Annotated in this window: 18 protein-coding genes; 4 read left to right on the forward strand and 14 right to left on the reverse strand. The window is 56.2% G+C overall.

Annotated elements, in window-relative coordinates; genetic code table 11:
• Positions 1-558 precede the first annotated feature (558 nt).
• Complete coding sequence (locus ACQE3E_RS19355; protein ID WP_427500955.1) at positions 559-3,207, forward strand: dockerin type I domain-containing protein; 2,649 nt, start codon at positions 559-561, stop codon at positions 3,205-3,207.
• Positions 3,208-3,249: 42 nt separating this feature from the next.
• A complete protein-coding gene (locus ACQE3E_RS19360; RefSeq protein ID WP_426992452.1) occupies positions 3,250-3,825 on the forward strand; it encodes a hypothetical protein in 576 nt (191 codons plus the stop codon).
• A 224-nt stretch (positions 3,826-4,049) separates the two neighbouring features.
• Here ACQE3E_RS19360 and ACQE3E_RS19365 read toward each other — a convergent pair whose 3' ends face one another.
• The 14 genes from ACQE3E_RS19365 to ACQE3E_RS19430 form a co-directional block, all read right to left on the reverse strand.
• On the reverse strand, positions 4,050-5,090 hold the full coding sequence (locus ACQE3E_RS19365; RefSeq protein ID WP_427500956.1) for a PDDEXK nuclease domain-containing protein: 1,041 nt from the start codon (positions 5,088-5,090) through the stop codon (positions 4,050-4,052).
• A complete protein-coding gene (locus tag ACQE3E_RS19370; RefSeq protein ID WP_427500957.1) occupies positions 5,087-6,193 on the reverse strand; it encodes a hypothetical protein in 1,107 nt (368 codons plus the stop codon). The genes ACQE3E_RS19365 and ACQE3E_RS19370 overlap by 4 nt, the downstream gene beginning before the upstream one ends.
• Positions 6,186-8,006, reverse strand: a complete 1,821-nt coding sequence (locus ACQE3E_RS19375) for an AAA family ATPase (RefSeq protein ID WP_427500958.1) — start codon at positions 8,004-8,006, stop codon at positions 6,186-6,188. Before ACQE3E_RS19375 ends, ACQE3E_RS19370 begins: the two co-directional genes overlap by 8 nt.
• A 10-nt stretch (positions 8,007-8,016) precedes the next feature.
• On the reverse strand, positions 8,017-9,789 hold the full coding sequence (locus ACQE3E_RS19380; RefSeq protein ID WP_427500959.1) for a restriction endonuclease subunit S: 1,773 nt from the start codon (positions 9,787-9,789) through the stop codon (positions 8,017-8,019).
• Positions 9,786-12,275 carry a type I restriction-modification system subunit M gene (locus ACQE3E_RS19385; RefSeq protein WP_427500960.1) on the reverse strand — a complete coding sequence of 830 codons (2,490 nt, stop codon included), beginning with the start codon at positions 12,273-12,275 and terminating at the stop codon, positions 9,786-9,788. Before ACQE3E_RS19385 ends, ACQE3E_RS19380 begins: the two co-directional genes overlap by 4 nt.
• A 21-nt stretch (positions 12,276-12,296) precedes the next feature.
• The gene (locus ACQE3E_RS19390; protein WP_427500961.1) at positions 12,297-14,939 is read right to left on the reverse strand and encodes a DEAD/DEAH box helicase family protein; all 2,643 of its coding nucleotides are present in this window, start codon (positions 14,937-14,939) and stop codon (positions 12,297-12,299) included.
• Between the two features lie 354 nt (positions 14,940-15,293).
• Positions 15,294-15,419, reverse strand: a complete 126-nt coding sequence (locus ACQE3E_RS19395) for a hypothetical protein (RefSeq protein ID WP_427500962.1) — start codon at positions 15,417-15,419, stop codon at positions 15,294-15,296.
• A gap of 493 nt (positions 15,420-15,912) precedes the next feature.
• Positions 15,913-16,491, reverse strand: a complete 579-nt coding sequence (locus ACQE3E_RS19400) for a DUF2452 domain-containing protein (protein ID WP_427500963.1) — start codon at positions 16,489-16,491, stop codon at positions 15,913-15,915.
• A 647-nt stretch (positions 16,492-17,138) separates the two neighbouring features.
• Positions 17,139-17,375, reverse strand: coding sequence for a TIGR02450 family Trp-rich protein (locus ACQE3E_RS19405; RefSeq protein WP_426992443.1), 237 nt, complete (start codon positions 17,373-17,375; stop codon positions 17,139-17,141).
• 110 nt (positions 17,376-17,485) lie between these two features.
• Entirely contained in the window at positions 17,486-18,616 is a 1,131-nt protein-coding gene (locus tag ACQE3E_RS19410; RefSeq protein WP_427500964.1) for a S1C family serine protease, read from the reverse strand.
• Positions 18,617-18,915: 299 nt separating this feature from the next.
• Positions 18,916-19,383, reverse strand: a complete 468-nt coding sequence (locus ACQE3E_RS19415) for a hypothetical protein (RefSeq protein WP_157197715.1) — start codon at positions 19,381-19,383, stop codon at positions 18,916-18,918.
• A gap of 365 nt (positions 19,384-19,748) precedes the next feature.
• Positions 19,749-20,393, reverse strand: a complete 645-nt coding sequence (locus ACQE3E_RS19420; RefSeq protein ID WP_427500965.1) for a glutathione S-transferase — start codon at positions 20,391-20,393, stop codon at positions 19,749-19,751.
• 365 nt (positions 20,394-20,758) lie between these two features.
• A complete protein-coding gene (locus ACQE3E_RS19425; RefSeq protein WP_427500966.1) occupies positions 20,759-20,977 on the reverse strand; it encodes a hypothetical protein in 219 nt (72 codons plus the stop codon).
• 242 nt (positions 20,978-21,219) lie between these two features.
• Complete coding sequence (locus tag ACQE3E_RS19430; protein ID WP_313730630.1) at positions 21,220-22,572, reverse strand: sigma-54 interaction domain-containing protein; 1,353 nt, start codon at positions 22,570-22,572, stop codon at positions 21,220-21,222.
• A gap of 210 nt (positions 22,573-22,782) precedes the next feature.
• Between ACQE3E_RS19430 and ACQE3E_RS19435 the strand changes: the two genes are divergently transcribed.
• Together ACQE3E_RS19435 and ACQE3E_RS19440 are read left to right on the forward strand one after the other, a co-directional pair.
• A complete protein-coding gene (locus ACQE3E_RS19435) occupies positions 22,783-23,481 on the forward strand; it encodes an MBL fold metallo-hydrolase (RefSeq protein WP_427500967.1) in 699 nt (232 codons plus the stop codon).
• A 3-nt stretch (positions 23,482-23,484) separates the two neighbouring features.
• The gene (locus tag ACQE3E_RS19440) at positions 23,485-24,402 is read left to right on the forward strand and encodes a sulfite exporter TauE/SafE family protein (RefSeq protein WP_427500968.1); all 918 of its coding nucleotides are present in this window, start codon (positions 23,485-23,487) and stop codon (positions 24,400-24,402) included.
• Positions 24,403-24,412: the final 10 nt, after the last annotated feature.

Raw genomic sequence — 24,412 nt, forward strand, 5'->3', positions numbered from 1 at the left:
AGGTACTTTCAGAATTCAGAAGCTCGGAACAGTGACTGCCTCGGCATTAGAAAGATTCGACATCAAGCCAGCCGTCAACTATTTCTTGCGGCCAAATAATCAAGGTGAAATTCTCGCTTAATCGCGATCGGTGACCGCGTATTCAATGGGCATGTCTGCCTGTTCAGCGGAGAAGCTTGGCTGTTTACATGGCGATGCCGAGTGTTGGTATAAGAACGCCGCGCATGCAAACGGCAACGTTGCCTATCTCTATTAGACCGCCGCCGGTCTAACACTGACGCTCGACTGTTAAAACGACAACACTGCCTGTTCCAACAGCCCCTACCGCGACGTATTGCGGCGATGGCGAAAAAGTTCCCTAATAAGCACAAAATTTATGTGATTTTAATCATAAATTAATTTTAAGTTAATTATTAAATGCTAATGTTCAGCCGGGAACTTTTCCGGTTCCGCCGTTCGTCACGACTCGCGTTGCGATCTTAGAATCCAAGCCAGAAGACAGGAAGCCACTCGCGAGTACTCGATCACCGATTATTTGGACGTAATAGGTTGAATACCATGAGAAAAACCGGTTTTCTGATTCTGCTGACCAGCCTTTTGGGCTTGGTCAGCCACCAAAGCCAGGCCGCCAACGCGGTTTTGTTGGGCTGGAACAATCTTGGCATGCACTGCATGGATTCGCGCTACGCCGAATTCGCCATCCTGCCGCCTTACAACACCATCGAAGCGCAATTGATCGTCGGCGGCAAATTGATGAAGGCCAGCACAGTACCGAACGCCGCCGATTACACGCTGAGTTATCAAGCCATCGTCGATCCGATCAGCGGCGTGATGAACAGCACCTCCAGCGGCAAGAGCGATTGGGAAACCTACGCGCCCACGCTGTTTCCGGTTTTGAAAACGTTCAATCCGGCCTACACCGCCGATATGGGCTTGGCGGGCTGCAACATGCCGGGGATCGATAGTCCTTACGTGCTGAACACCGCGCAACCGATGAGCTTTCAACCGGCCAACTCGCCGGAAAATACCTACCAGGCCGAAGGCGTGCCGATCACGCCCACCGACGATCAGGGCAACAAAAACACCTATCCGTTGATGCGTTTGGTCGCCAGGGATTCCAGCAATGCCGTGGTCGCCCAGACCGACATCGTGTTGCCGGTCTCCGACGAAATGAGTTGTAAAACTTGCCATGCGGCCAATACCAACGACAAGGCCAAACCAACCGGCGGTTGGATCAGCGATGCCAACCTGGAGCGCGAATACCGCCTGAACATACTCAAACTGCACGACGACACCGAATTCGCCGAGCACGCCGCCTTGTACAACGAAGCGCTTGCCGCCAAAGGCCTGGACCCGGCCGGCTTGTACGCCGCCGCGACCACCGACCAGGACCCGGCGATGCCGGGCGTACAAGTCAAACCGATGCTGTGCGCGGCTTGCCACTCTTCCGAAGCGCTGGGCGCCCCCAGCTTCAGCGGCAACAACGGCACCGTGCCGGCGCTGACCCAATCGGTGCACGCCACCCATGCCACCGTCACCTCGCCAGGCAGTTCGCTGACCTTGGATAGCTCCGACAATCGCGCGGCCTGCTACGACTGCCATCCGGGTTCCAAAACCCGCTGCTTGCGCGGCGCGATGGGTAGCGCGGTCGCGGCCGACGGCAGCATGGAAATGCAATGCCAAAGCTGCCACGGCAACATGAGCAAGGTCGGCGACAGCCATCGCACCGGCTGGCTCGAAGAGCCCACTTGCCAAAGCTGCCATACCGGCACCGCCACCAACAACAACGGCAAAATCCGTTACAGCTCGGTGTTCAACAATCCGCTGACCTACGACAGCCAACGGGTCGCGGTCAATCAAACCTTCGCCACAAACGCCGACACGCCGGCCGCCGGATTGTCGTTGTACCGTTTTTCCAAAGGCCACGGCGGTCTGCAATGCTCGGCTTGCCACGGCTCGACCCACGCCGAATTCCCGTCGTCGCACCAAAACGACAATATCCGCAACGAGCAACTGCAAGGCCATGCCGGCGTAACGGTGGAATGCAAAACCTGCCACACCGCCGGCGTTCCGAACACCACTAACGGCGGTCCGCACGGTCTGCACCCGATCGACCAATCTTGGGTGGGCCGGCACGGCGACGCGGTCGAGCGCTCCGGTACCGCCGGCTGTAAAGGCTGCCACGGCAGCGACCTGCACGGCACCGAGTTGTCGCGCGTTCAGGGCGACCGCTCGTTCAACGTCGAAGATTTAGGCACAGTCAAATTCTATCGGGGCGGCACGGTCGGCTGTTATTCCTGCCACCGAGGTCCGAACAGCGAAAGCATGAACACGGCGGCCTATCCAATCACCGCCGACGTTTCGGCCAGCACCGCCGCCGGCACACCGGTCAATTTGACCTTGCCGGTCACCGGCACTGGCGTGACGATGCGCATCCTGAAGCAGCCGCAACACGGCACGGTCGGCTTGAACAATGCGGTCGCCACCTACTTCCCGGAAGAAGGCTTCAGCGGCACCGATAGCTTCTTGTTCGCCGGCTACGACGGCGCCAAAAACACCGTGACCAGCACCGGCAACAAGGGCGCGGTTCCGGCCACGGCGACCATTACCGTCAATGCCGCGTGTTCTTATAGTCTACAACCCGGCAGCCAAGCCGCCGCCAATAGCGCCGGCAGCTTTAGCGCCACGCTGACCACCGGGGCGAATTGCGCCTGGCAATTGCAAAGCGACGCGGCTTGGCTATACGTGACGTCACCGACCAGCGGCAGCGGTCCGGCGACGATTCAGTACAACGTCGCGGTCAACCCGGCGCTCAACACCCGTATCGGCAACCTGACGGTATTGGGCGGCAGCAATCAAAACGTCGCCCAGTTAGCGGTTACTCAAGCGGCCGGCACCGATGGCGACGGCGACGGCGTGGTCGATGCGGTGGACAACTGCACCGCGCTCGCCAACGCCACGCAACTGGATAGCAACGGCGATCACTTCGGCAACCTCTGCGATGCCGATTTGAACAACGATTGCAAAACCAACTCGCTGGACTTGGGCTTGTTCAAAAGCGTTTACGGTAACGCCGCCGGCAATGCCGACCTGAAGGCCGCGGCCGACATGAACGGCGACGGCAACGTTAACTCGCTGGATCTGGGCTTGTTCAAACGCATCTACGGCAAAGCGCCGGGACCTTCCGCGCAAGCGACTTGCCCGTAAGCACGCCAGACTGAAAATCAACTTTAAATGGGAGTTAAATCCATGAAAATAAAAACCTTGCCCGCCGCATTCACCCTGCTGGGCGCACTCTGTTTCGGCGAAGGCCAGGCCGCGTTAGCCAACCACGTGTTCTTCGATCCAAGCAGCCTGGATGTCAATCTGGGGGATACCTTCAGCTTGGTGTTGAAAGGCGAAGCCTTTAGCGGCGGGCTAGACGGCGGTTCGGTGGATTTGAGCTTCGACAGTGCCATCCTGCAAGCCGATTCGGTGGTGGTGAATGCCACGTTGTGGAGCTTCATCAATCAACCCGGCACGATCGACAACAACGCCGGGAAGATCGAGTTTACCGATTTCAGCCAATTCGGCGCCAATTTGAGCAGCGGCTCGTTCGACATCGCCACCTTCACCTTTGTGGCGATCGGTAGCGGCTCGAGCGCGATTAATCTGTCGGTGAACAATCAAGACCCCTTCGGCTCGGCCGGCAACGTCATCACCCCGGATTTCAGCAACGCGCTGATTAACGTCAGCGGAATTTCCAACGTACCGCTGCCCGCTTCGGCATGGTTGATGTTCAGCGCGATGGCGGGCTTTATGACGCTCAAGCGCCAACGAAAATAAGCGAACGCAAGCCCCCAATAAAGCCGGCGGACCGAGCTTCCAGCCACAGCATCCCGAACCACGCGAAGCGATTTCGGGATGTGATGAAGCCACGTTTTAAAATGTTTGAATCATCTGTACATGCCCTTCGCGGAGGTAGTCGCCCACGGATACCTCGCAGGGCTATAACCGCCTGTTCCTTTTTCCGAGTATGGACATTTGATCGAACTTAGTTCGCACGGGGTTTAATGCTCAACCAACTCCCGTTCTATTTGCTCAATGCTCGGCAAACTGGTTTGCAATTCGGCTGGCAAAGCTTCAACTAATTGATACTCCGCCACGCCGATCGGCTTGTTGGTATCGCGCAAAGCGTATTCGGCCACGACCCGGTTTTTGGTCTTACACAACAGTAAACCGATGGTTGGGCCGTCGTGCTCTGATTTAAGTTGCGCATCTACCGCCGTCAGGTAAAAACTCAATTGCCCGGTGTGTTCCGGTTTGAAGGCACCGGTCTTGAGTTCCACCACCACATAACAACGTAATTTCAGGTGATAAAACAGCAGGTCGATGAAGAAATCGTCACCGCCTACTTCCAGATGGTATTGCCGGCCGACAAAGGCAAAACCGGCGCCAAGTTCGATCAGAAAACGGGTGATGTGCTGAACCAGCGCGTTTTCGATCTCCCGCTCGTCGGCTTCCTGGCCGATGCCGAGGAAATCGAATAAATAGGGATCTTTCAAGGATTCACGGGCCAAATCCGAATGGGGCTTTGGCAAATTGGCTTCGAAATTGGTGACCGCTTTACCTTCTCGATCCAGTAAGCGGGTTTCGATGTGGATGTTTAACACATTGCGCGACCAAGCGTATTCGATAGCCCGCTCGGCGTAGCGCTTACGGTTTTCGGCGTCTTTTAGCTTGCTGAGTAACACCAAGTTGTGTCCCCAGGGCAATTGTCCAACAAGCTGTTGGACAATTTCGGCATCAGGCCAAGCTTCCGCGAAGGCGCGCATATACATCAAATTGGCGCGCGAAAAGCCTTTCATATCCGGAAACGAGGTGCGCAAATCGTGCGATAGCCGTTCGATTACCTTGGCTCCCCAACCTTGTTGGGCTTGCCGCTCCAGTATGTCGCGGCCGATTTGCCAATACAGCAGAATCAATTCACGGTTGACGGATAATGCCGCGCGTTGCTGCGCGGAATGAATGCGGGTTTTGAGTTCGGTCAGCCAGTCGGCGTAGCCGGTGGGGGTGTCAATAAGCGTGACGGGGTTGTGATTGTCGCTCATGACACCAATCCTAATTCAGTTTGCCAAGCCGCCAGCCTCGATTTCTCAAGCATCGCAGAACAAAGGACACTGTGGACCTCAAAATGGGGCTCGTTCTGTAATAGGTCATCTTGCACGTTTTGTAAATGTGCCAGGACTTCAGCCTGCGTATGCCTTGCCTGACTATTATTTATTCTGCGTCTTTCACGTTTCAACAGTACTTCTTGTTGCCTTGAATATTCAGCCTTGAACTCACGGGTCCATCGTTCGCTAAGATTAAACAATTTGTCTAAATTATTGACTTTCACCATTTCGCTTGGGCTTGTTGCTGTGGCCGTAATTGAGTGCGTCTGCAAATCGTAGACCAAGCGAATACTATCGTTCGGATGGCAGAAATAGGGGTGAAACCAGTCAGTAAAAGTGCCGTCACTATGTACTGGTTTAGGTCCTTTATTGCTTGTCGAGTTACAGTCACCGCAACTGGGTAATAAATTGTCGGCACAAACGCTCAATAGAGGATAAGCGCTCTCGGCAATCCAATGATCAACTTCCGGCGTTTGCCCCAACGGCCCGCCGCATACCACACAAACTTCTCTAGCGTTTGGGTCCGGCTTTAATCGATGCGCATTCCGAAAGGCATCCACAAATTGAGCATAGTTCACCCCTCCAGTGGCTACTGGTGTGCCATCTGCAAGGTAAGGCAATCCGCTACGGAAAGCTTTTTTGTAGAATGCCAGCATTAATTCTTTGAATGCTTCCCAAGCCCTATCGGGAATAGCCGGACGCGTTATCGGCCATATCGGAGGAGGCAGTTGTTGAAACTGGCTGGCAAGATTGCTGACTGAAATTATCCAGTTGCTTAGTTGCTGCTTATCCGTCACCGGCATGTCCGCAATCGTTTGTGCTCGTTCCAGCAGTGTTTTACCAGCATCGATTTTTTGCAGAAAATCCCACAACCAGTTCGCTTCAATTTGCGAAGGCACATGAGGAGAAGTCAAATTATTCACGTTAATGTCTCCTGCGCCGATAGCTGGATCACACAACCAGTGCGTCAGCTTTACCTGTAAGTTCCGGCAAGCATTTAGAGCGCCGCAACACAAAGGCTGGTTAATCGGCTTAAGCATCTCCGGCTCCCTTCCATTTGTTAAGCAACGTGCGCAACTCGCTACGGTAAAAACCCGAGCCCATCCTGGCAATCAATTGTTCCAGTTGCTGAATATCAGCCGCAGTGCCGGTAGCTTTGCGCAATCTGTCTTCAATAAACTCTTGCGCTCGTTTGCCTATACTGTCATCGGCTTCGAAGACCGTCATCATCAAAGCGCTTGGATCGGTCGCAAACGTTTGTTCCGTTACTGTCCGTATGACTGAACCGTCATCGGACTTTTCCACCATGATAATTTCATCGTTGAACACGTCGCTTAGAACTATGGAGGAATGGGTCGAGATTAGGACATCATTGGCGGTTCGGCCTATCGAGGTGTCGATAATATCTACGACTTCCCGTTTCCATTTATCGTTAAAATGCGTCTCGGGCTCGTCCAATAACAACAAAGAATCGTGTTGGCCTTCCAGCAAATGAAACAAGGCCATCCGGCCCAAAACCATTTGCTCGCCGTCGGACAGTTCCTCGTAACGTAATACGCCGACATCGTTTTCAACGGCGTCACGATCCGCCGATTCATCCGGCTTGGGGGAGCGGCGCAAGCGTAATTCGACATCGTCGAACAAGCCGGCCTGATATAAATCCACGAATTTGGTAAATAACTCAAAAGCGGTGGATTCGTGGCCGCCTAACAATGCCCAAAGCGCTTCGCCTTGGGTGCCGCTGATTTGCAGATTATCGTTGATTGATAGAGTTTCACTATAACTGCTGAAACCGCCTTTCAGATCGAAGTACAGCGTTCTTTTAGCTTCGGTCGGAGTCGGATGCGGCTCGGTAATCACCTCGCCGGCACACATCAGCCAATCGTGGGCAATCTCCAGCTTACGATTAAGCCGCCAAACTTCGGGTTGTATGTGACAACGGAAAGCCACCGAAACCAAATGATGCCAACCGCCACGTTGCAGCATTTCTTGTAATGGCGAACGATATTCGCCATCCCGGCCATCGATCCCGGCCAGCAAGCCATTAAGCACAGGCAAGTTAGGATTATCATCGGTATCGACAAACGCTTGAGGCAAGGCAACGACCAATAAAGCACACTTCAATAATGCCGGCGTCAACAGAATCGGCCGGCGGAATAGATCGCTTGTTGGCGAGATGTCGCCGAGACCACTATCGATTGCACTGGTCGGTCCAGTCAGATTTTGGCTAGCCAGCTCCAAAGCCGTATTCCAACCCGGCGGCCGTTCCATGTCGTTCGGTTCGTCATTCAAACTGAAGGATTCTTCGCTATCTTGGCCGACTGAACTTCGGTTCCAAATCGCTTGCCAGGGCGCTATCGCGCCGGTGGTATAGGCCAAAACGGCATTAGGCAGAGCCATCGTTGGCGGCGTAGTGGCAACGGTCGGCCATGAACCGGGGTCGATTAACGGCCGCATTTCCAAACCCGATGGCGTACCTATATCGCTAAGCTGCTGAATAGCCGTCTCGAAGGTTTCGACCGAGCCTTGATCGGAGAAAGCCGCTCGTTCAGCCACCCACAAACTCGATGCCGTGCGCTTGCCCGGACAATGCAGCAACAACGTGCGGTGATTGGCCGAGCCTTTTTGGCCCAATTCGTAAACCAAGCTAACCGGAAACGGCGGCACCCGCTGTTCGGACAAAGCCAGAAACACCTCGGCCAAGGCCCGCAGCAAATTGGATTTGCCGCTGCCGTTGACGCCAACTACAAAACGAATCGCGCACTCGCGTTGTAGCGGCGAACCGCTGGCGAATAACACCTTGATGTCCTTGATCGGCGGGTAGTCTTGCAGATGCAGATAACGCAATTTCATGAAAGCCGCCTCATTCCGCTGAATCGCCGAACGCTGGCCCATCGCCGTTTAGCGCGTTTTTCAACATTGCCGCGTCGCGCAAGCGGCTGTTTTCGTCGTCGCGGAGCGGGCGGAAGGCAGTTAAATATTCGATTTGCAGTGTCGCCGCATTCTGGCGCCGCACGCTGACTTTGGCGATCAAGCCCAAGGCCGCCAGTTGTTCCAGGGTGCGGCGGATGCGGTTGGGCGAGGCGTTGAAATGCTCGATCGGCCAAATGGTTTGCGGGTTGGTGCAGAAGTCGTTAAACGCCTCGGGATCGTCGACGATGACCAGGTTGCGCCATTCGTCGCGCAGCATAGTCCAGATGGCGTGTTGAAATTCACTGAGTTCGTTAATCAGCCAATGCCGAGCAGGTCGCCCATGGTCGATTTGCTTTAGGCGTTGAGGCGAAGCGGAGTCACGGGTTTTTGCCCGGACTGATTTTGATGTTACCGGTTGGGTTTGGTTATTGAGTTCGTCTGCCTTGAATGGCTTGGTAGATTTTTTATGCAGCAACTCATCCCTTTCCGCTACGGCTGCGGCGATTTCCTTGCTATTTATTTCTCGCCAGCCAGCGGTCAATTCACCGGAAAATGCAGCAATTTTAAGTTCATTGAGCAATTCATTATGTTTTTCCAATTGCTCAGTCGTTGCTTGACTCAGTAAACGGACCTGTTTAACAAAATCGGCGAACTCAAGTTGCAGCGATTCGGGCGGATTGGGGATTCGCAACGTTCTTAGCGTTTCCAGGTTGATATTCATCTGCGCAGCTTTCGGCGCCTTATGTTCGAAATATTCTTGATAAAACCGGATGCAATACAACACGTATTCGCTTGAGATACCCTCAAACGGCGTAAAGCCAACAACACTGTCCGGGAAACAAGCATCGAAGTCCAAAATCGCTGCTTTGGCAATATTGGCAGCAATAGTGATGCACAACGTGCCTTTTGGCCAAAGCTTGCTTTGAGCTAAACCAGCCTCTGAATAAGTCGATTTATGAGTCGTGATCCAGTCACCTGCATTGGCGACTTCGCCGGTTTGAATAAAAGGATATGGGCCACCAAATAAATGGTTGGCATCTCTCGGGCGATGTTTGGAGATACCACGATCTAAACTTCCAAACTGATCTAATGTAAAGCAATCAAAACCTTTCGGATTTTCAGCTGGGTGACCAAACAGCTCTGTAAAGCGTTGTTTTGCTAAATGGTTGATTATCTCTTGAGCCTCATCCCTGAAGCAGCTAACGGCATTCGCCTGTTTTAATATTTCGACAATACGTTTTTGCTCCACTAGCGTAGGAAGTGGGAGCTTTAGACGTGCAAGAAAATCTGGAGGCACTCTTTGCAGCCCTCCCGTACCTACGAACGACGAAGCCGCATATTTCCTAAATAACGGCTGGCGGATAAAGTGAAACAGATACTCTGGTAACACCCCATCAATCGGACGTAATACATGAAACTCAGTAGAGCCAAAGCCAATTGCATTCAGCAATGGTCCAACAATTGCCGCTTTGCCGTTCTCCATACAAGGCGTGACCTTAGCAAAAAGAACATCACCTTCCTTGAAACTGGTGTAGCCCTTGGCAACTTCACTGTAATTCCGAATCTCCGGCCTTGCAATTACCCCCGCGACTTCATCCACAGCCGACATAGGAATAAAAGTTATCTCAATGTCTTTGTGCGGGCGTTCATTTGGTGCGAGTTTAGGATTCAGCAAGCAGACATCATTCAAACGGGCTTCAACCCATGAGTCAGCTAAGCTCATTCCTGCCCCTCAACCATCGCCAGCAACTTGTCCAAACCGCCAATAATCTTCTGCTCGGCTTTACGGAGCTCGCTAATCAAATCGACGACGCTCTTATCGCTCGTGAGCTGGCTGAAATCGAAGGGTTTGTATTTCCCAGCCGACAGGTTCCAGTCGCGAGCTTCGATGCAATCCGGATCTAGCAAATCGTCTTTCAAATTGCCTTTGTCGTCGTACAGCCCTTGGTCCAGCATGGCTCGGATATATTCCGGCCTGACCAAGCCGTTGGCATCGTGCGAACCTAGCAGTTTACCGTCCGCCGATTGCCAGTCGTCGTTTGTCAGCCATTGCCGTACCGGAATCACCCAATGCTTGGCGGTGGCTATAGTCGTCTGTTGATCGACGGCAAGACTGCGTAGCACCACGTCAAAGCCGTCCAGCTTGGCAACTTCGCGTGCTAGAGTTTCAATCTCTAACTTTAAATTATTAACCGCTTGAAATTGGACAAAACTAGTGCTGCTAATAATTCCCGAGCCCAAAGTTTCAAATTCTGACTCTGCAGAACTCAATGCGTTTTTGACCCAATCTTTCCATAGGGATAAGACCGTGGAATCCTCGCTCTCGAAAAAAAAATGCGCATCGGCAGCTGCGCGGCGGAATTCCTGCAGTGAGCTTTTGATAGCTTTTTGCCAGTCATCAAATTCCTTTTGCGAAAACTCAAAACTTTCAACTCCAATTAGGTTTGATTGCGTAAATCTGCGATTCAGTTGTAAAGCTGAACCCAAATAGCTTTTGGCCAACGTCAGCAAAGCTGCCTGTACCTGGGATTTAATTTGTTCCTCGGCGGCTTTGGGATCGCTGGGCATTTCCGCAAACAATTCGTGTATGCCCCAAACCTGGCCGTCCCACATGCCGCTATCGGATTGGTTGGCAAAGGCATGACCGGCCGCCGTCAGTTGGTCGGCGCTATCGCGGAGCTGGGCTTGCCGCCAGCGTTCTTTGTGGAATGTCGGTTGCCAATAGGTTTTTTCGAGTCGCTCCGCACCGGCGCGGCCTTCGTTCAGCCAGGCTTTAAACTTGACCAACGCGTCCCACAGATCGTTAGCTTGACCGGGACGAGCGTTGCGTTTGGCATCCAGCGTAAAACCGTCGTTTTCGATTTCGTAAAACCAGACATATTCGCTGCGCGGTGCTTGTCCGGTCAGGGTTTGCTTGTCGTCGCGGCGGGTTTCCTTGCGGAAGATCAGGATCGAGGTTTTGACGCCGGTATAGGGTTGAAACACGCCGCCGGGCAGGGAAATAACGCCCTCAACCACATGCTCGGTCAGCAGTTCGCGGCGCAGGCGTTTGTGGGCGTCGGTATTACCGAATAGCACGCCTTCGGGAATGATCGCCGCGCAACGGCCGCCGATTTCCAGCAAATCCAGCATCAGCCACAAAAACAGCAATTCGCTTTTGTTGGTGATGGCGTCGTCTTTTTTCTTGCCGCCGCCACCGATGCGCGGAAACAACACGCTGTCTTTTTCCAGGTCGGCGGTATCGACGGTGCCGGTGAACGGCGGATTGGCGAGCACGAAGCGGTAGCTTTCCGGCGTCAGCAATTCGGCCAGTTTGGCTTTGCCTTCGCGCTTGCTCAAAGAGTCGCCTTGCACCAGTTGCGGATCGGCGATGTCGTGCAGGATCAGGTTCATCCAGCCGATGCGGGTCATGGTGCGGTCGTTATCCAAGCCGACGAAATTGGCGCCGTTATGGATTTCGGCATATTCGCGCGTGGTGGTGCCGGCGCCGTCCAAACGGTGCGGCGTGCCGTCCCATTCCAAGCGGATATTGTCGGGTATCGTGAATTTGCGCATCAGGTATTGCTGGGCGCTGAACAGGAAACCGCCGGTTCCCGCCGCCGGGTCGATGATTTTGTCGCCGGGTTCGGGATCGAGCAGTTCCACCATGAAGCGGATCAAGTGCCTCGGGGTACGGAACTGGCCATTTTTGCCGGCAGTCGCCATTTCGCTGAGCAGGTATTCGAAGGTGTCGCCCATGATGTCCTGGGCGGCGGAGCCGTCACCGGCGCGGGCAAACAGTTGGTCGATTTTATCGATGGCGTCGCCGAGTACCTGGCCTTTGTTGGGGTCGAGCTGGAAATAGGCATCCGCCATGCGTTTGTCCAAACCGCCCAGCTCGGAATCGGTTTCCTGATCGGTCAAACGGCTATCTATGGTTCTCAGCCAGGGAAACACCACCTCGGCGAGATGGCGCGGATTGGTTTTTTCCGACTGGCGGATGTAGCTCCAGCGGCAGGTTTCCGGATTCATGCCCTCAGGATCGCTATCCCGGCGCTGATAGATGGACGGCAGATTACGTTCGACGCGCTTGCGGTCGATGTCTTCCAAACGTTTTAAAAACAATAGATAGGTGATCTGTTCGACGGCGACCAAGGGATTGGTCAGGCCGGCCGCCCAAAAGCGGTTCCAAAGTTCATCGACTTTTTTCTTGATATGCGGGGCTAGCATTAACGGTTTATTCCTGGTGGGTTAAGCCGCATCGTCAACCCATTGGTTGGCGAAAGCGACGAGTTCTTCGATGTCTTGCGGCGGAAACAGGGCTTCCACCCGGCCGACGCGGGATAACGGCGGTTCGCTCAATGCGGATCGGCTGATCCGGCCGTGGCGTAATACGGCGGCTTTGACCGCGCGCAAATAGTTAAGCTGGTTGGCGCGTAAGTAGCCGTGCTGGGCAATATAGGCGTCGAAAGCTTGATTGATGCGCTGTTCCCGGTCCGGCAAGCGGGCATCTTCGCACAGAATGTGGCGCAGGAAATCCGGCAACGCGGCGCTTTGGTTTTCAAAGGCTTTGCGCAGGGTGTCTTCGGTGACGAATAGATCGGCTTGATTCAGGGTGGCGGCGATGCTGTCGAGTTCGTCGTCGCTGAGGTTTTCGCCGCTTTTTAGTTTGTCCAAAGCCGGGAGTTCGTCAGCCAGACGTTTGACCCAGGCTTCGACTTGCTCGCGGTAGCTTTCGGCGAAGGCACCTTCGCCGCTGGGGCCGTAAATGATCCAGCTGCGTTGGCTGATGGCATCCGGCAGGTTGATTTCCACGGTGTTTTTGGGCGCGGCCGTGCGGTAACGCATCAATGGTGCGAAAGTCGCTTGCAAACTATCCAGGCGCGCCAAATCCAAATGATCCCAAAAGCCGGCGGTCGCAGCCCAAGCCCGTTGTTCCTGCACTTTGCGGACTTCCGGAATATTGTCGGCCAAGCTGGCAATGGCTTCTTGAATACGCTGCTTTACAGTGAGCTGTTCGGCTTCATCCGATTTTAACCAGGCCACGGTTAGCCGCTCGCACCAACCGCGAAATTGCAGTTCGTCGAGCCCGGATAGCGGTGCCAAGCGCAGCAGTGGAGCGATGGTTTTGCTCAGATGCTCGATGGCTGTATGAACGGGTTGCGGCCACTGCGCGAGTAGTTGGTCCAATTCGTCCCAATGCGGCCGCACGTTGATGCTTTGCCGGGGTAATGCAGCCAGCATGGCTTGCAGTTCATCAATGGCAGACTGGGTATCGAACTGTTGGGCGTGCAAGGTACTCCATTTTTCCAAACGCAGGCGGAATAAACGTACCGGCAACGGTTCGCTGGGATGGTCCAATTCACCGTCCGGCTTGAGTTTGAAATAGGCGAAATTTTTCCAATGGTCGATGATCAGAAAGTCTTTTTTAGCCTGGCCGGTGGCTTTGTCGATGTAGAGCCGGGTACCGCGTCCGATCATCTGCCAAAATTTGACCCGGCTGAATACCGGTTTGGCGAACACCAGATTTTGGATGGCCGGCACGTCGACGCCGGTATCGAGCATGTCCACCGAGATGGCAACACGTGGCATGGTTTTGTATTTGAAATCGTCCAGCGTGGCATCGGCGCGTTCCATGTGGCTGTCGATGATCTCCGCCATACCCTGGCGTTGTAGCTCCGGATAGAGGCGGTTGAAGCTCTCGTACAGGCGTTTGGCGTGGGCATGGCTGACGGCGAAGACGATGGTTTTATGCGGCAAGCCGCGCGCATCTTTTCGGCATTTGTCCATGAATTCGCGGACGATGGCGTCGTTGGTGCCTTGGTTGATGACGCCTTTTTCAATGTCGCTGCCGTCGAAGTTGAGTTCGTCGAGCTCAACGCCTTGGTCGCGGGCCATTTGTTGCAGCGGCTCGGGCAGCGCATCGCCCTGAATACCCTGGAGCTGAAAATTGGTCTGCGCATCCAATACCCGGTAATTGACCAGATTTTTATCGGCAACCGCTTGTTCGTAGCTGTAGTAATAGGACGGCAGGCCGTCACCGCAGTCGAACAGTTCGAAGGTGTTGTGGTCGATGTAATCGGTCGGCGTGGCGGTCAGCCCCAGCTGGATAGCATCAAAATGATCGAAAATGGCCTTATAGCGTTGATAGATGGATCGATGGCTTTCGTCGGCGACGATAAGATCGTAACAACCCACCGACAGGCGATGGTAAACCTGCATCATGCTGGGATAAGTGGCGAATTGAATACGCGCGCCGGATGTCGCACCGCCTTCAATTCGGCTCAAACTTTCGTTGGGCAGATGGGTTTTGAATTCGGACATGGCCTGACGGACCAATTCTCGACGATCCGCCAGAAACAGCACTTTTTGCACACGCTTGGCCCGTAGCAGGGTATCGACCAAGGCAATGGTGGAGCGGGTTTTACCGGTACCGGTTGCCATCACCAACAAAAATTTACGTTTGGCGGCATCGATGCCTTCGGTCACTCGGCGGATCGCTTCGTTTTGATAATCGCGGCCGGCAATCTCGGCATTGATAGTCACTTCACTCACCGGCAGCGCGTATTGCTTTTGGTGCCTTAGACGTTCCAGATCATCGCGGGTGTAAAAGCCGGCGATCTTACGTGGCGGGTAGCGGTCTCGATCCCAAAACTGGATTTCCTTACCGTTGGTCAAGAACACAAACGGATCAACACCAGTTTTGGCTTTAATGGCTTCGGCATAGTCCGCCGCTTGACGTTTCCCGGCCAGTTCGTCACGTGATGAGCGCTTGGCTTCGACAACTGCTAACGGCTTACCGTCGGAGCCAAGCAAGACGTAATCGGCGAATTGGTCTTTGCCATAGGGCTGGTCTGGCGTGGCGACTTGCATTAAGAATTCTTCAACCAGCATTTTTCGCTGCTTGGACCAACCGGCAAGGGCGAGCTGGGTATCAATCAAGTCGTTTCGCGTTGCTCTCTCGCTAGGCATCCGAATTACCAAATATATTCCAAATATACGATACAGCTTGGCTTTATAGCCGAATAACACTCGATAGGTAATGACATTTTCCCTTCGCAGAGCCAATACTATCTACAAAAAGAACGAAGCAAAGCCTCCCAGATCGTAACCGATCGACCGCGAAGTTTGCAAAAGCAGTAACAGGGGGCGAACCCCAAAATATCCAAGCCTTCCGGCTAGCGTGCGGTAACCACTAACAAAACCCCAATCGGCTCGGATAACACTCCGCGCTTCTCCATCGCAGGGTCAATGCTTCATGCCGGACACGCAGGCATCGCCGCTAAACAGCCGGCATTCCAACGCGAACAGCGAGCGATGCTTGGTTAACAGGCAAGCGTCTGATTCGAAAACCGGCCAACCAGTGTTTAACACACGCGTTCCGCGAATAATCACCGGGCGCCCGCCGATGAACACGCGGCGATTTTATGCGAACACCGAGATGTCGCCGATGGACAGTCGGCCGTTTCCGTCGAACAGCGGCGCGTGTCCGATGAACAGCGGCCCGCGCGTCTTGATCGGCGACGCTTGCGTGGTGAACATGAAAGCTTGCGTGTTAAACCATCGACGTTGCTTGTGCATCAGGCATGACTGCGTGTTCAACAGGCAGGTCTGCCTGTTCGGCGGAGAAGCGTGGGTGTTTAGATGGCAACGCCGACGGTTCGGATAAGAACCTTGCACATGCAAACGACGGCGTTGCCTGTCGCGAGCAGATCGTTGCGGTTCAAACACGGCCGCGCGACTGTTCAAACGGCAACGTCCCCCGTTTTTTTATCCCGTCGTCTGTTTACCGGTATGTTGTTGGGCTTGTGCCTGACTGAGTTTAAATTTCCGGCAAGGCCCACGTGATCGGCGCGACAAGGCTGCGCTATTCGGTTTGAGTCAGCCGCCGCTGCTTTTCGGCTTGCCGAAAGCTCAAACCCAAAATGCCGGATTTTTGCATCGATTGCTTCAACGAATACGCCAACGCCGAGGCCAGCCCCCTGGCGTAATACGACAGCGTTTCGACGTAGACCGGCAAAGCGTCTTCGATTTTTTCGGCCTGTTGCAGTGCCTGTTCCAGTTGCCGGCGGCGTTCGGCTATTGTTTGCAGGAAGGCTCGGTCGTTGGCGCAATCGGCGGACAGTTCCAGGGTCCAGGTCAAATCGGCTTGCAGCTCGCAGGCGCCAATGAAGCGGCCGGATCGATCCGGCGGCCATTGCGCCGGCGCGATCAACGACAGCCGATATTCGCCGTCTTTCAGATACAGCCAATAGGTTTGCTTGGCGGTCGGTTTGAAACGAATGTGGCTGTTTAACACGAACAACGAGGTAAACAAGTCGCTGCTGATTTGCCGCAGGCTTTTGGCCGGGGCGACCAATTGGTTCCGGGCCTGCTGCAAGCTGTCCAGCACGGCGACGCTCCCCTTCCCCTGCGGATTGGCCGGTTTCGCGATCGAGCGGGTCATTCGAGTTTTCCTTTGGCTGGTCAAAAATCCAAGTCGATGCCGGTTGGTTTGGCGTGGGAGGCATTGTATCGATTCGGCGTTTGGATGGGAGACGTTCCCTTCGACTCCGCTCAGGGACCGGGTGGTTCTACTCTTGGCTCCGCCAAGGAACCTTGTGGCTCGATTTTGGGACCGGGTCGCTCCGCTCGGGGGCAATGTCGTTAAGTTAAGGATTGACCGTTCGTCCTGAGCCTGTCGAAGGGCGAATAGTTAAGCCGTTCATGGCCCGATGGTTCGACAAGCTCTCGGCAACTGCTCCTGCGTTGCTCTACTTCTCGCATCCATGCAGTCAACCACGTACGGCTTAACTTAACAGCATTGTCAGGGATCGGACGGCGCCTGTTACTCTGAAAGTCGTTGGACAAAGTGCGGACATAACGGCGACGGAACGCTCTCAATCGCGACTGAAGCCGCTCCCACGCCCATCTTTTTTCATTATCCGGGGTGACAAATTGTGTCATGAGCGTTAGGAAACGGTCACATAACAACCAATTCCGCGCGGCTTAAAACAGGCCCGTTCCCTGAGCGGAGTCGAAGGGAGCGGAGCCGAAGGGGCGGACCGATTGGCTTGGTCGGAAAACCTCGCCACCTCATTCATCGACGGCCCCTCAATGCCAGCCCTGCCGCCACGTGTCCGTATCCAGCAAAGCCCGCCACGGCAGCCGTTGCCTGCGCCGGCTATGCACGGCTTCCAATTCAATGAATTCCAATGGCGCCGCCGGGTCGTCCGGCCACAGCACTTCGCTGACGATGAAGTGTTTTTCTTTACGCCGAGGCGCCACGGCGGTCCATTTGCTGAGCAGCAGTTTGCGCGGATTGAGTCTGGGCGATTTGCTTGCGGTCATGGTTGGTCACACGAGTGGTTCGTCTTGTCAGCTTACCAGCCGGTCGCCAAATGGCGAGCTAGCTGGCAACCGGGCACGGGGGCCTCGCGCGCCTGGTTGGGGGGTAGGCATCAGTTCCCCGGTTGCAAGGTCACTTCGACTTCGCGCGTCCGGCCGTTGTTGACCAGCCGCACTTTGACGACGTCGCCGACTTGCCGATCGTCCAAACGGGCGAACAATTTGGACAGGGAATCGACGTCCTTGCCGTCGATCGCGACGATGACGTCGCCGGGCACGACTCCGTCCGGCGTGACTTCTATACCCTGCAAACCGGCTTTAGCGGCCGCCGAGCCGGGTTGCACCCGTAACACCGCGACGCCGGCGATACCGGTCAATTCGGCCAGGCGCTCGTTCATTTGCTGGTCGATCTCGATACCCAGCGCCGGACGAATGTATTTGCCCTGTTTGATCAATTCCGGCACTACCCGCATCACGGTATCGACCGGCACCGCGAAACCGATGCCGGCCGAGGCGCCGCTGGGGCTGTAGATGGCGGTATTGATGCCGATCAGCCGGCCGGCCGAATCCAGCAGCGGACCGCCGGAGTTGCCGGGATTGATCGCCGCATCGGTCTGGATCAAGTGCTCGACCGCCGGGCCGTCTTGGCCGCCGAGGGAGCGGTCCAGCGCCGAGACGATGCCGCTGGTCAAGGTCCAGTCCAAACCGAACGGGTTGCCGATCGCGAACACTTTTTGCCCGACCTTGAGGTCGTTGCTGGTGCCGACCGGTACCGGCGGCGGCCGTTTGAAGCCGACACCGATTTTCAACACCGCGATGTCGTGCACCTGGCTGGCGCCAACCAGCGCCGCTTTATAGTCGCGGCCGTCGGCCAGTTTGACCGTGGCTTCGTTGGCGCCGGCGATCACGTGGAAATTGGTGACCACGTGGCCGGCCTCGTCCCAGATAAAACCGGAACCGGAGCCCTTGGGCACCGAGAATACGTTGCGGGTCCAGGCGTCGCGCACCAGCGAAGCGGTGGTGATGTAAACCACCGAGTCGCGGGATTTTTCGAATAGTTCTATCGTGCTTTTTTCGTCGGCGGCCAAATCGCCGCGCGCCGCGACGGTTCTGACCGGCGCCGGCTCGGTCGGTGTTTCCGGCCGCCAATGCCACAGCAGGATCAACCCGGCCGCCACCGCGCCAACGGCGATCAGGCGTTTGATGAATACATCGGCTGAATGGGGATTGGGAGAATGTTGCATGGTGACCTCCGGCTTGGGGAGGCTCCCGCGACGGACCGCGGGAACCTCAATCTACGCTTTGCACGCTGGGCGACTGACTAGAATCTCGCCAGCAAGCGGCGCTACATCCACAGCATGGTGAGCGATGGCATAAATTTCAAGCGGAAGCTTCATTTTGATTGGCGAAACTGAGCCGGCCAACGCTCACAAACCACGACGGCCTCATCCAAATCGGCCAACCGCTGTACTGCTCCAAAGCTAGCCGATGGCGAAATCGGCCCCGCCGGTTTGGGATCACGCCGCCGGCGGGGTTTTAGCGCTTAGTAGAACAACACCGACGCGGTGCAGTTGAGGTCGATGTACTTCGAAGCATTCACAACGCCAACAGGGGGTTCGGTGGTGAATGGTGTCTGTACGTGGGTCAAAATCAGCTTGCTCGCGAAGCGGTAAGGCGCATTGCCGAGATTGATTTGCGGAATGACCAACGAAGCGTGATCCACGCTGACATCCGGGATAAAGCCCAAAGTTACCTCCCACAGGTCGCCAATTAAGGTCGATTCCACGGAAATATCGGTATCCTGGTAAGAATAACTCTTCTTACCCAGCTCCAGATTGAGCACGGTGGTCGCCGGCAGGATGCCGACTTCCGATTTACTGCCGACACTGAGGCTTAGGCTGGCCCCGCGACCAACGCATTCGTAATAATTCGGTTGTTGCGCGGCGTCAGCGGCACTCAGCCCCGCGCCTAACAGCACGGCCGTCATAAATGAGGTACGTAATAGTTTCATGATAACTCCTGTTTGTCTTGGAAATGCTCGGACAATCGATTGATCGAATCCGACTACGCTGACCAGCCGCTCTAGCAACATTCATCAGCGGGTACACAATAACCGCAAATCCGTGTCCCGGAAACCCTCCCTAAGTAGGGTATTTGCGCGTTAGGCCCATTGAGTCGTCAAGTAAAAACTCGATAGGGCCGCGCCCGCCAAAGCTCTAACGACCAAACGACGGTTTTCGCGCCGGAAGAAGCCTCTGCTGAATCGTTACAAGTCTCTTAGAGAGGTTTCGGCCGGAACCGAGGCCTTTCCAACTTAAGGTATCTCCGTACGTTATCGAAACACTTTCCAAGGACTCAAGCCCCATTGCAGAGCCGCTAAATTAAGCCGCCGAACCAAACCGGCGCGGCGTCCGGCTGCCAGGCGCTGTAACCGTGCATAATGCCCGCGAAACGTGTCGACGCCAAAAACTCGCTCAACCAGCGCCGCAACGCCGGATAAGCGGCGGCCTCGAACCAGGCATGGTCGACCGCCGCGAATTGGCGGACGAACGGCGCAATCGCGGCGTCGGCCAAACCGAACCGGTCGCCGCGCAAGTAGGCCGAGCCCCTTAGACGATCGTCCAATGCCGTCAAAAACGCCTCGCCGTGTCGGCGATAATCGGTCTGGCTGTGTTCGGGATAGCGATCGGCATACTTATAGCGGTCCAGCCAGTGCTTGAACTCGCCGTCGTTGCGCGCGATCAAGGCGCGCGCCGAGTCGGTGCCGGCCAGCCAACCTTCGGGATCGGACCGCCGCAAGGCCCAGAACATGATGTCCAGGCTTTCGTCGACGACCTCGCCGGTTTCGGTCAGCAGCACCGGCACTGTGGCCTTAGGCGAAATCGCCAACAATGCCGCCGGTTTTTGACGCAATTGGACTTCGCGCAGCTCGACAACGACGCCGGCGGCCGCCAGTGCCAATCGAGCCCGCATCGCGTAAGGACAACGGCGGAAGCTATACAGGATAGGGAAAGCGGACATCGACATAGCTAAACCGTATCGGAAAAACGCGGGGGTTTTATCACAGGCGCCGGATCGGGAGCGGATTTTTATCCTCGCTAAAAACATCGGTGTCGGCGCCGCGTGCCGGAGCGACTTGGATTTAAGCGGATCGCCAACGCCTAGCACTGCTTGCAAAGACCGGCAAAGCCTAAAAATAGCCCTGGCCTTTCTACCCGTCGCTGAACGCTTGAGTCTTTTATGACCGTACCGCTGCCGCAACCGGTCCTACTCAGCGCAGAGGATTACCGGCGGCTTCGCGAACAACCTCGCGGGACACTCCTCCGGCGCTTAATGTCCGACCTGAAACTGAAAGTCGAACCGGCCGCCGCCAGCTCGAAGGACGCTTACCTGCCAGGTATTGGCTGGCTGGCGGCCAGCACCGCCCCGGCGGGTTCGCCGCCACCCAAAACTTGCGGCTGGCCGGCGGTAGAAGTAGCGGCAGTGACCGTGACAGGGTCGTGCCCTCCGAAAATCCAGGCGAACATCGCGTGGATGGCCGCGCCGCCGACGATCAAGTGCGCGAGCACAACCACCAGCAAGCCGGCTTTTATCGGATGTTTCATGTTGATGCTCCTATCGGCCCCGGATTTCGAATTGCCCGAAGCGCTACAAAGTGCGAAATCTAACAAACCTCGTGATTTTTCGATATGCGTTGAATTGCCGCACCGCCGAGCCGCCAACGCGAGACCGTCGCGACAACGCTTGGCGGCCGTGGGCGCGAGACATCCTCGGTCCGGTTCCAAGACAGCGCTGTCTCGTGCGGACCGCGAGTATTGAGGCAAGAACCGATCAATCCGGCCCGCCGCTACAACCCGTATTTGCGCCGCTTGCGCCAGAAGGTGGCTCGGCTCATGCCGGCGTAGCGGGCGGCTTGCTCCAAGTTGCCGCCACCCTGAGCCAAAGCTTCGCGGATCAACCCGGCTTCGTCGCCGCTACGCGCCCCGGTCTGACCTGCAAGCGGGAGCTTGGCCGCCGTGCCGAACGGTTCGCGGAACTCCGGCGGCAATTCTTCCAAGCGCATTTCGCTGCCCCGCCCCACAGCAAAGGCGTATTCGACCACGTTCTGCAATTCCCGGACGTTGCCGGGCCAAGGGTAATCCAACAGCAAGCGCATTGCTTCCGGCGCGATCGCATCGATCCGGCGCCGACCTTGCAAGTTGTGGCGTTCGATCAAATGCCATAGCAACAGACCAATATCCTGGCGGCGATCGCGTAACGGCGGCAGATAAATCGGCACCACCCGCAAGCGGTACATCAAATCTTCGCGAAAGCGGCCGGCCTTGACTTCCTCCCGTAGCGAGCGGTGGGTGGCGGCAATGATGCGCACGTCCACGCTGACCGCCGCGTCGCCGCCAACCGGAATGAAATTGCGCTCCTGCAACACCCTTAGTAGCTTGGCTTGCAATTCGAGCGGCAATTCCGCGACTTCGTCCAAAAACAGCGTGCCGCCGTTGGCGCGCTGGAACAGGCCGATGTGATGCCGCACCGCGCCGGTAAACGCGCCCTTGACGTGGCCGAACAGTTCGCTCTCCAGCAAGCTGGGCGTCAGCGCCGCGCAGTTAATCGCCAAAAACGGCTGGAAATGGCGAGGGCTTTCCAAATGCAGCGCGTGAGCAACGATTTCCTTGCCGGTTCCCGATTCGCCGCGTATCAGTACCGTCACTTCGGTTTCGGCAACGTTGCGGATGATGGCGATCGCTTCCCGCATCAAGGGATCGCGGGTCAGGATGCCGTGGAAACTGTCGTGGTCGCCGGCACTGGCCGGCTGGGCTTCGGTTTGCGGTCGAACGATTTCCAGCGCCCCGACGAACACCCCGTTGCCGTCGAAAAACGCCCGCGCGGTTCGATAACACGGCAGCGTGACGCCGTTGGGCAAGTGGACGTTCAATCCCTGCGACTTGATGATGCGCAGTTCCGCCAAATTGCAAGGGTCGCCTTCGCCGTCGCAATGCAACACCGTGTGACAGGGTTGGCCCAGCGCGGTTTCGGCGCCGATGCCGAACAGCTTTTCGGCGCTCTTGCTCCAGAACAGTATCTGGCTGTCGGCATCGACGATGAATACCGCACCGCTGTCGGCCAGATCGCTGAGCGCCTCGACCAGCGGCTCGGCGCCGGCCCGGTAAAGCCAAGTTTTAAACAATGCGGATGAAAACGACATAGGCCTTTCGAGCGGTTGTTTCAAAAATGTTTCAAGCGTATCAGTATTGTTTCAATGTTTCATCATGAAACAACCGTTTCCGCCTTGCTCCCTACCGACAGCCTGTGAAATCAATTACTTAGCCTATGAAAATTCAGTGCAAGCTATTGGCACGGCTCTTGATTACGTATTGACAACGTCTACCCGATTCAACCAACCTGGAGAACGACGATGCTTTTCCGCCAACTCTTCGAACCCGAAACTTCCACCTATACCTATTTGCTCGGTTGCGAACGTACCCGCCGCGCCTGTCTGATCGACCCGGTCGCCTCGGAAGTGCCGGCCTACATCGACTTGCTCGCCAGTCTGAACCTGAAACTGGTGTACACGATGGAAACCCACGTCCACGCCGACCACATTACCGGCGCCGGCCGCTTGCGGGAAGCCTTGGGCAGCAAAAGCGTCGTGCATCGCGACGCCGGCGCGATGTGCGCCGATTTGCTGGTCACCCACGGCGTGCCGCTGCAAATCGGCGACCTGGACTTCGAAGTCCGCCATACGCCGGGCCATACCGCCGGCTGCGTATCCTACGTGATGAGCGACCGGGTGTTCACCGGCGATGCGTTGTTGATCGGCGGCAGCGGCCGGAGCGACTTTCAACAAGGCAACGCCGGCCAACTCTACGACAGCATCACCGGCCAACTATTCACGTTGCCCCCGGACACGCTGGTGTATCCGGGGCATGACTACCAAGGCAACACCGTCTCGACCATCAAGCAGGAGATGGCCAAAAACCCGCGCATCGGCCAAGGCCGTAGCCGCGAGGAATTCATCGCGATCATGGCGGAACTGAAACTGGCCTATCCGCGCTTCATCGACCAAGCTTTACCGGCCAACCAATCCTGCGGCATGACCGAAGCCGGAGCCTAAGCCATGATCACGGCCTTCGCGTTGGCGATTGCGATCGGGTTGCTGCTGGGCCTGTTGGGCGGCGGCGGTTCGATTCTGACCGTGCCGGTATTGGTTTACTTGCTGCACGTCGCGCCGAAAACCGCCATCGCCACCTCGTTCGTCGTGGTCGGCATCTCCAGTCTGATGGCCTTGATTCCGCACGCCCAGCGCGGCCATGTTTGCTGGAAGAGCGCGCTGGCCTTCGGTACCGCCGGCATGCTGGGCGCCTTCGGCGGCGGCCGGCTGGCCGGCCAATTCTCCGGCGACCTGCTGATGGCCTTGTTCGGGCTGGTGACATTGGTAACGGCCTTGGCGATGATCGCCAACAAGCGGCCGCCTCGGCCCGACGAAGTCGTTTCAGGCGGTCTGTGCCCGCTAAATACGCCCTACCCGCGCCTGTTGTTCGACGGCTTGCTGGTCGGCGGCCTGACCGGTTTGGTCGGTGTCGGCGGCGGCTTTTTGATCGTGCCCGCGCTGGTGTTGCTGGTGGATTTGCCGATGACCGCGGCCATCGGCACCTCGCTGCTGATCATCGTCATCAACGCGGTAGCCGGCTTGGCCGGTTACAGCAATCATGCCGAGCTGGATTTGACGTTGACCTTGACCTTTACCGGCGGCGCGGTGGTCGGCAGTTTGCTTGGCGGTTGGTTGTCCAACTACTTAAGTCCGGCGGCCTTGCGGCGCGGTTTCGGCTGGTTCGTACTGCTGGTGGCCGGGTACGTTCTGTCCAACGCCGTGACCGCCGAACTGTGGAGCGAATTGCAGGACTTGATAGCCGATCGCGCGCATGTCAACCGCTTGTTGGCCGGCATCGCCATTTTGCTGACCTTGTTGCTGATTGGCGGACGAATTCATCGCCGGCCGCCCGGCGCGCCGGCTAAACGGCCACTGACGCATTAATCGCGAAGCG

The organism is Methylomonas sp. MED-D, from assembly GCF_050276835.1.
Lineage (GTDB): Bacteria > Pseudomonadota > Gammaproteobacteria > Methylococcales > Methylomonadaceae > Methylomonas > Methylomonas koyamae_A.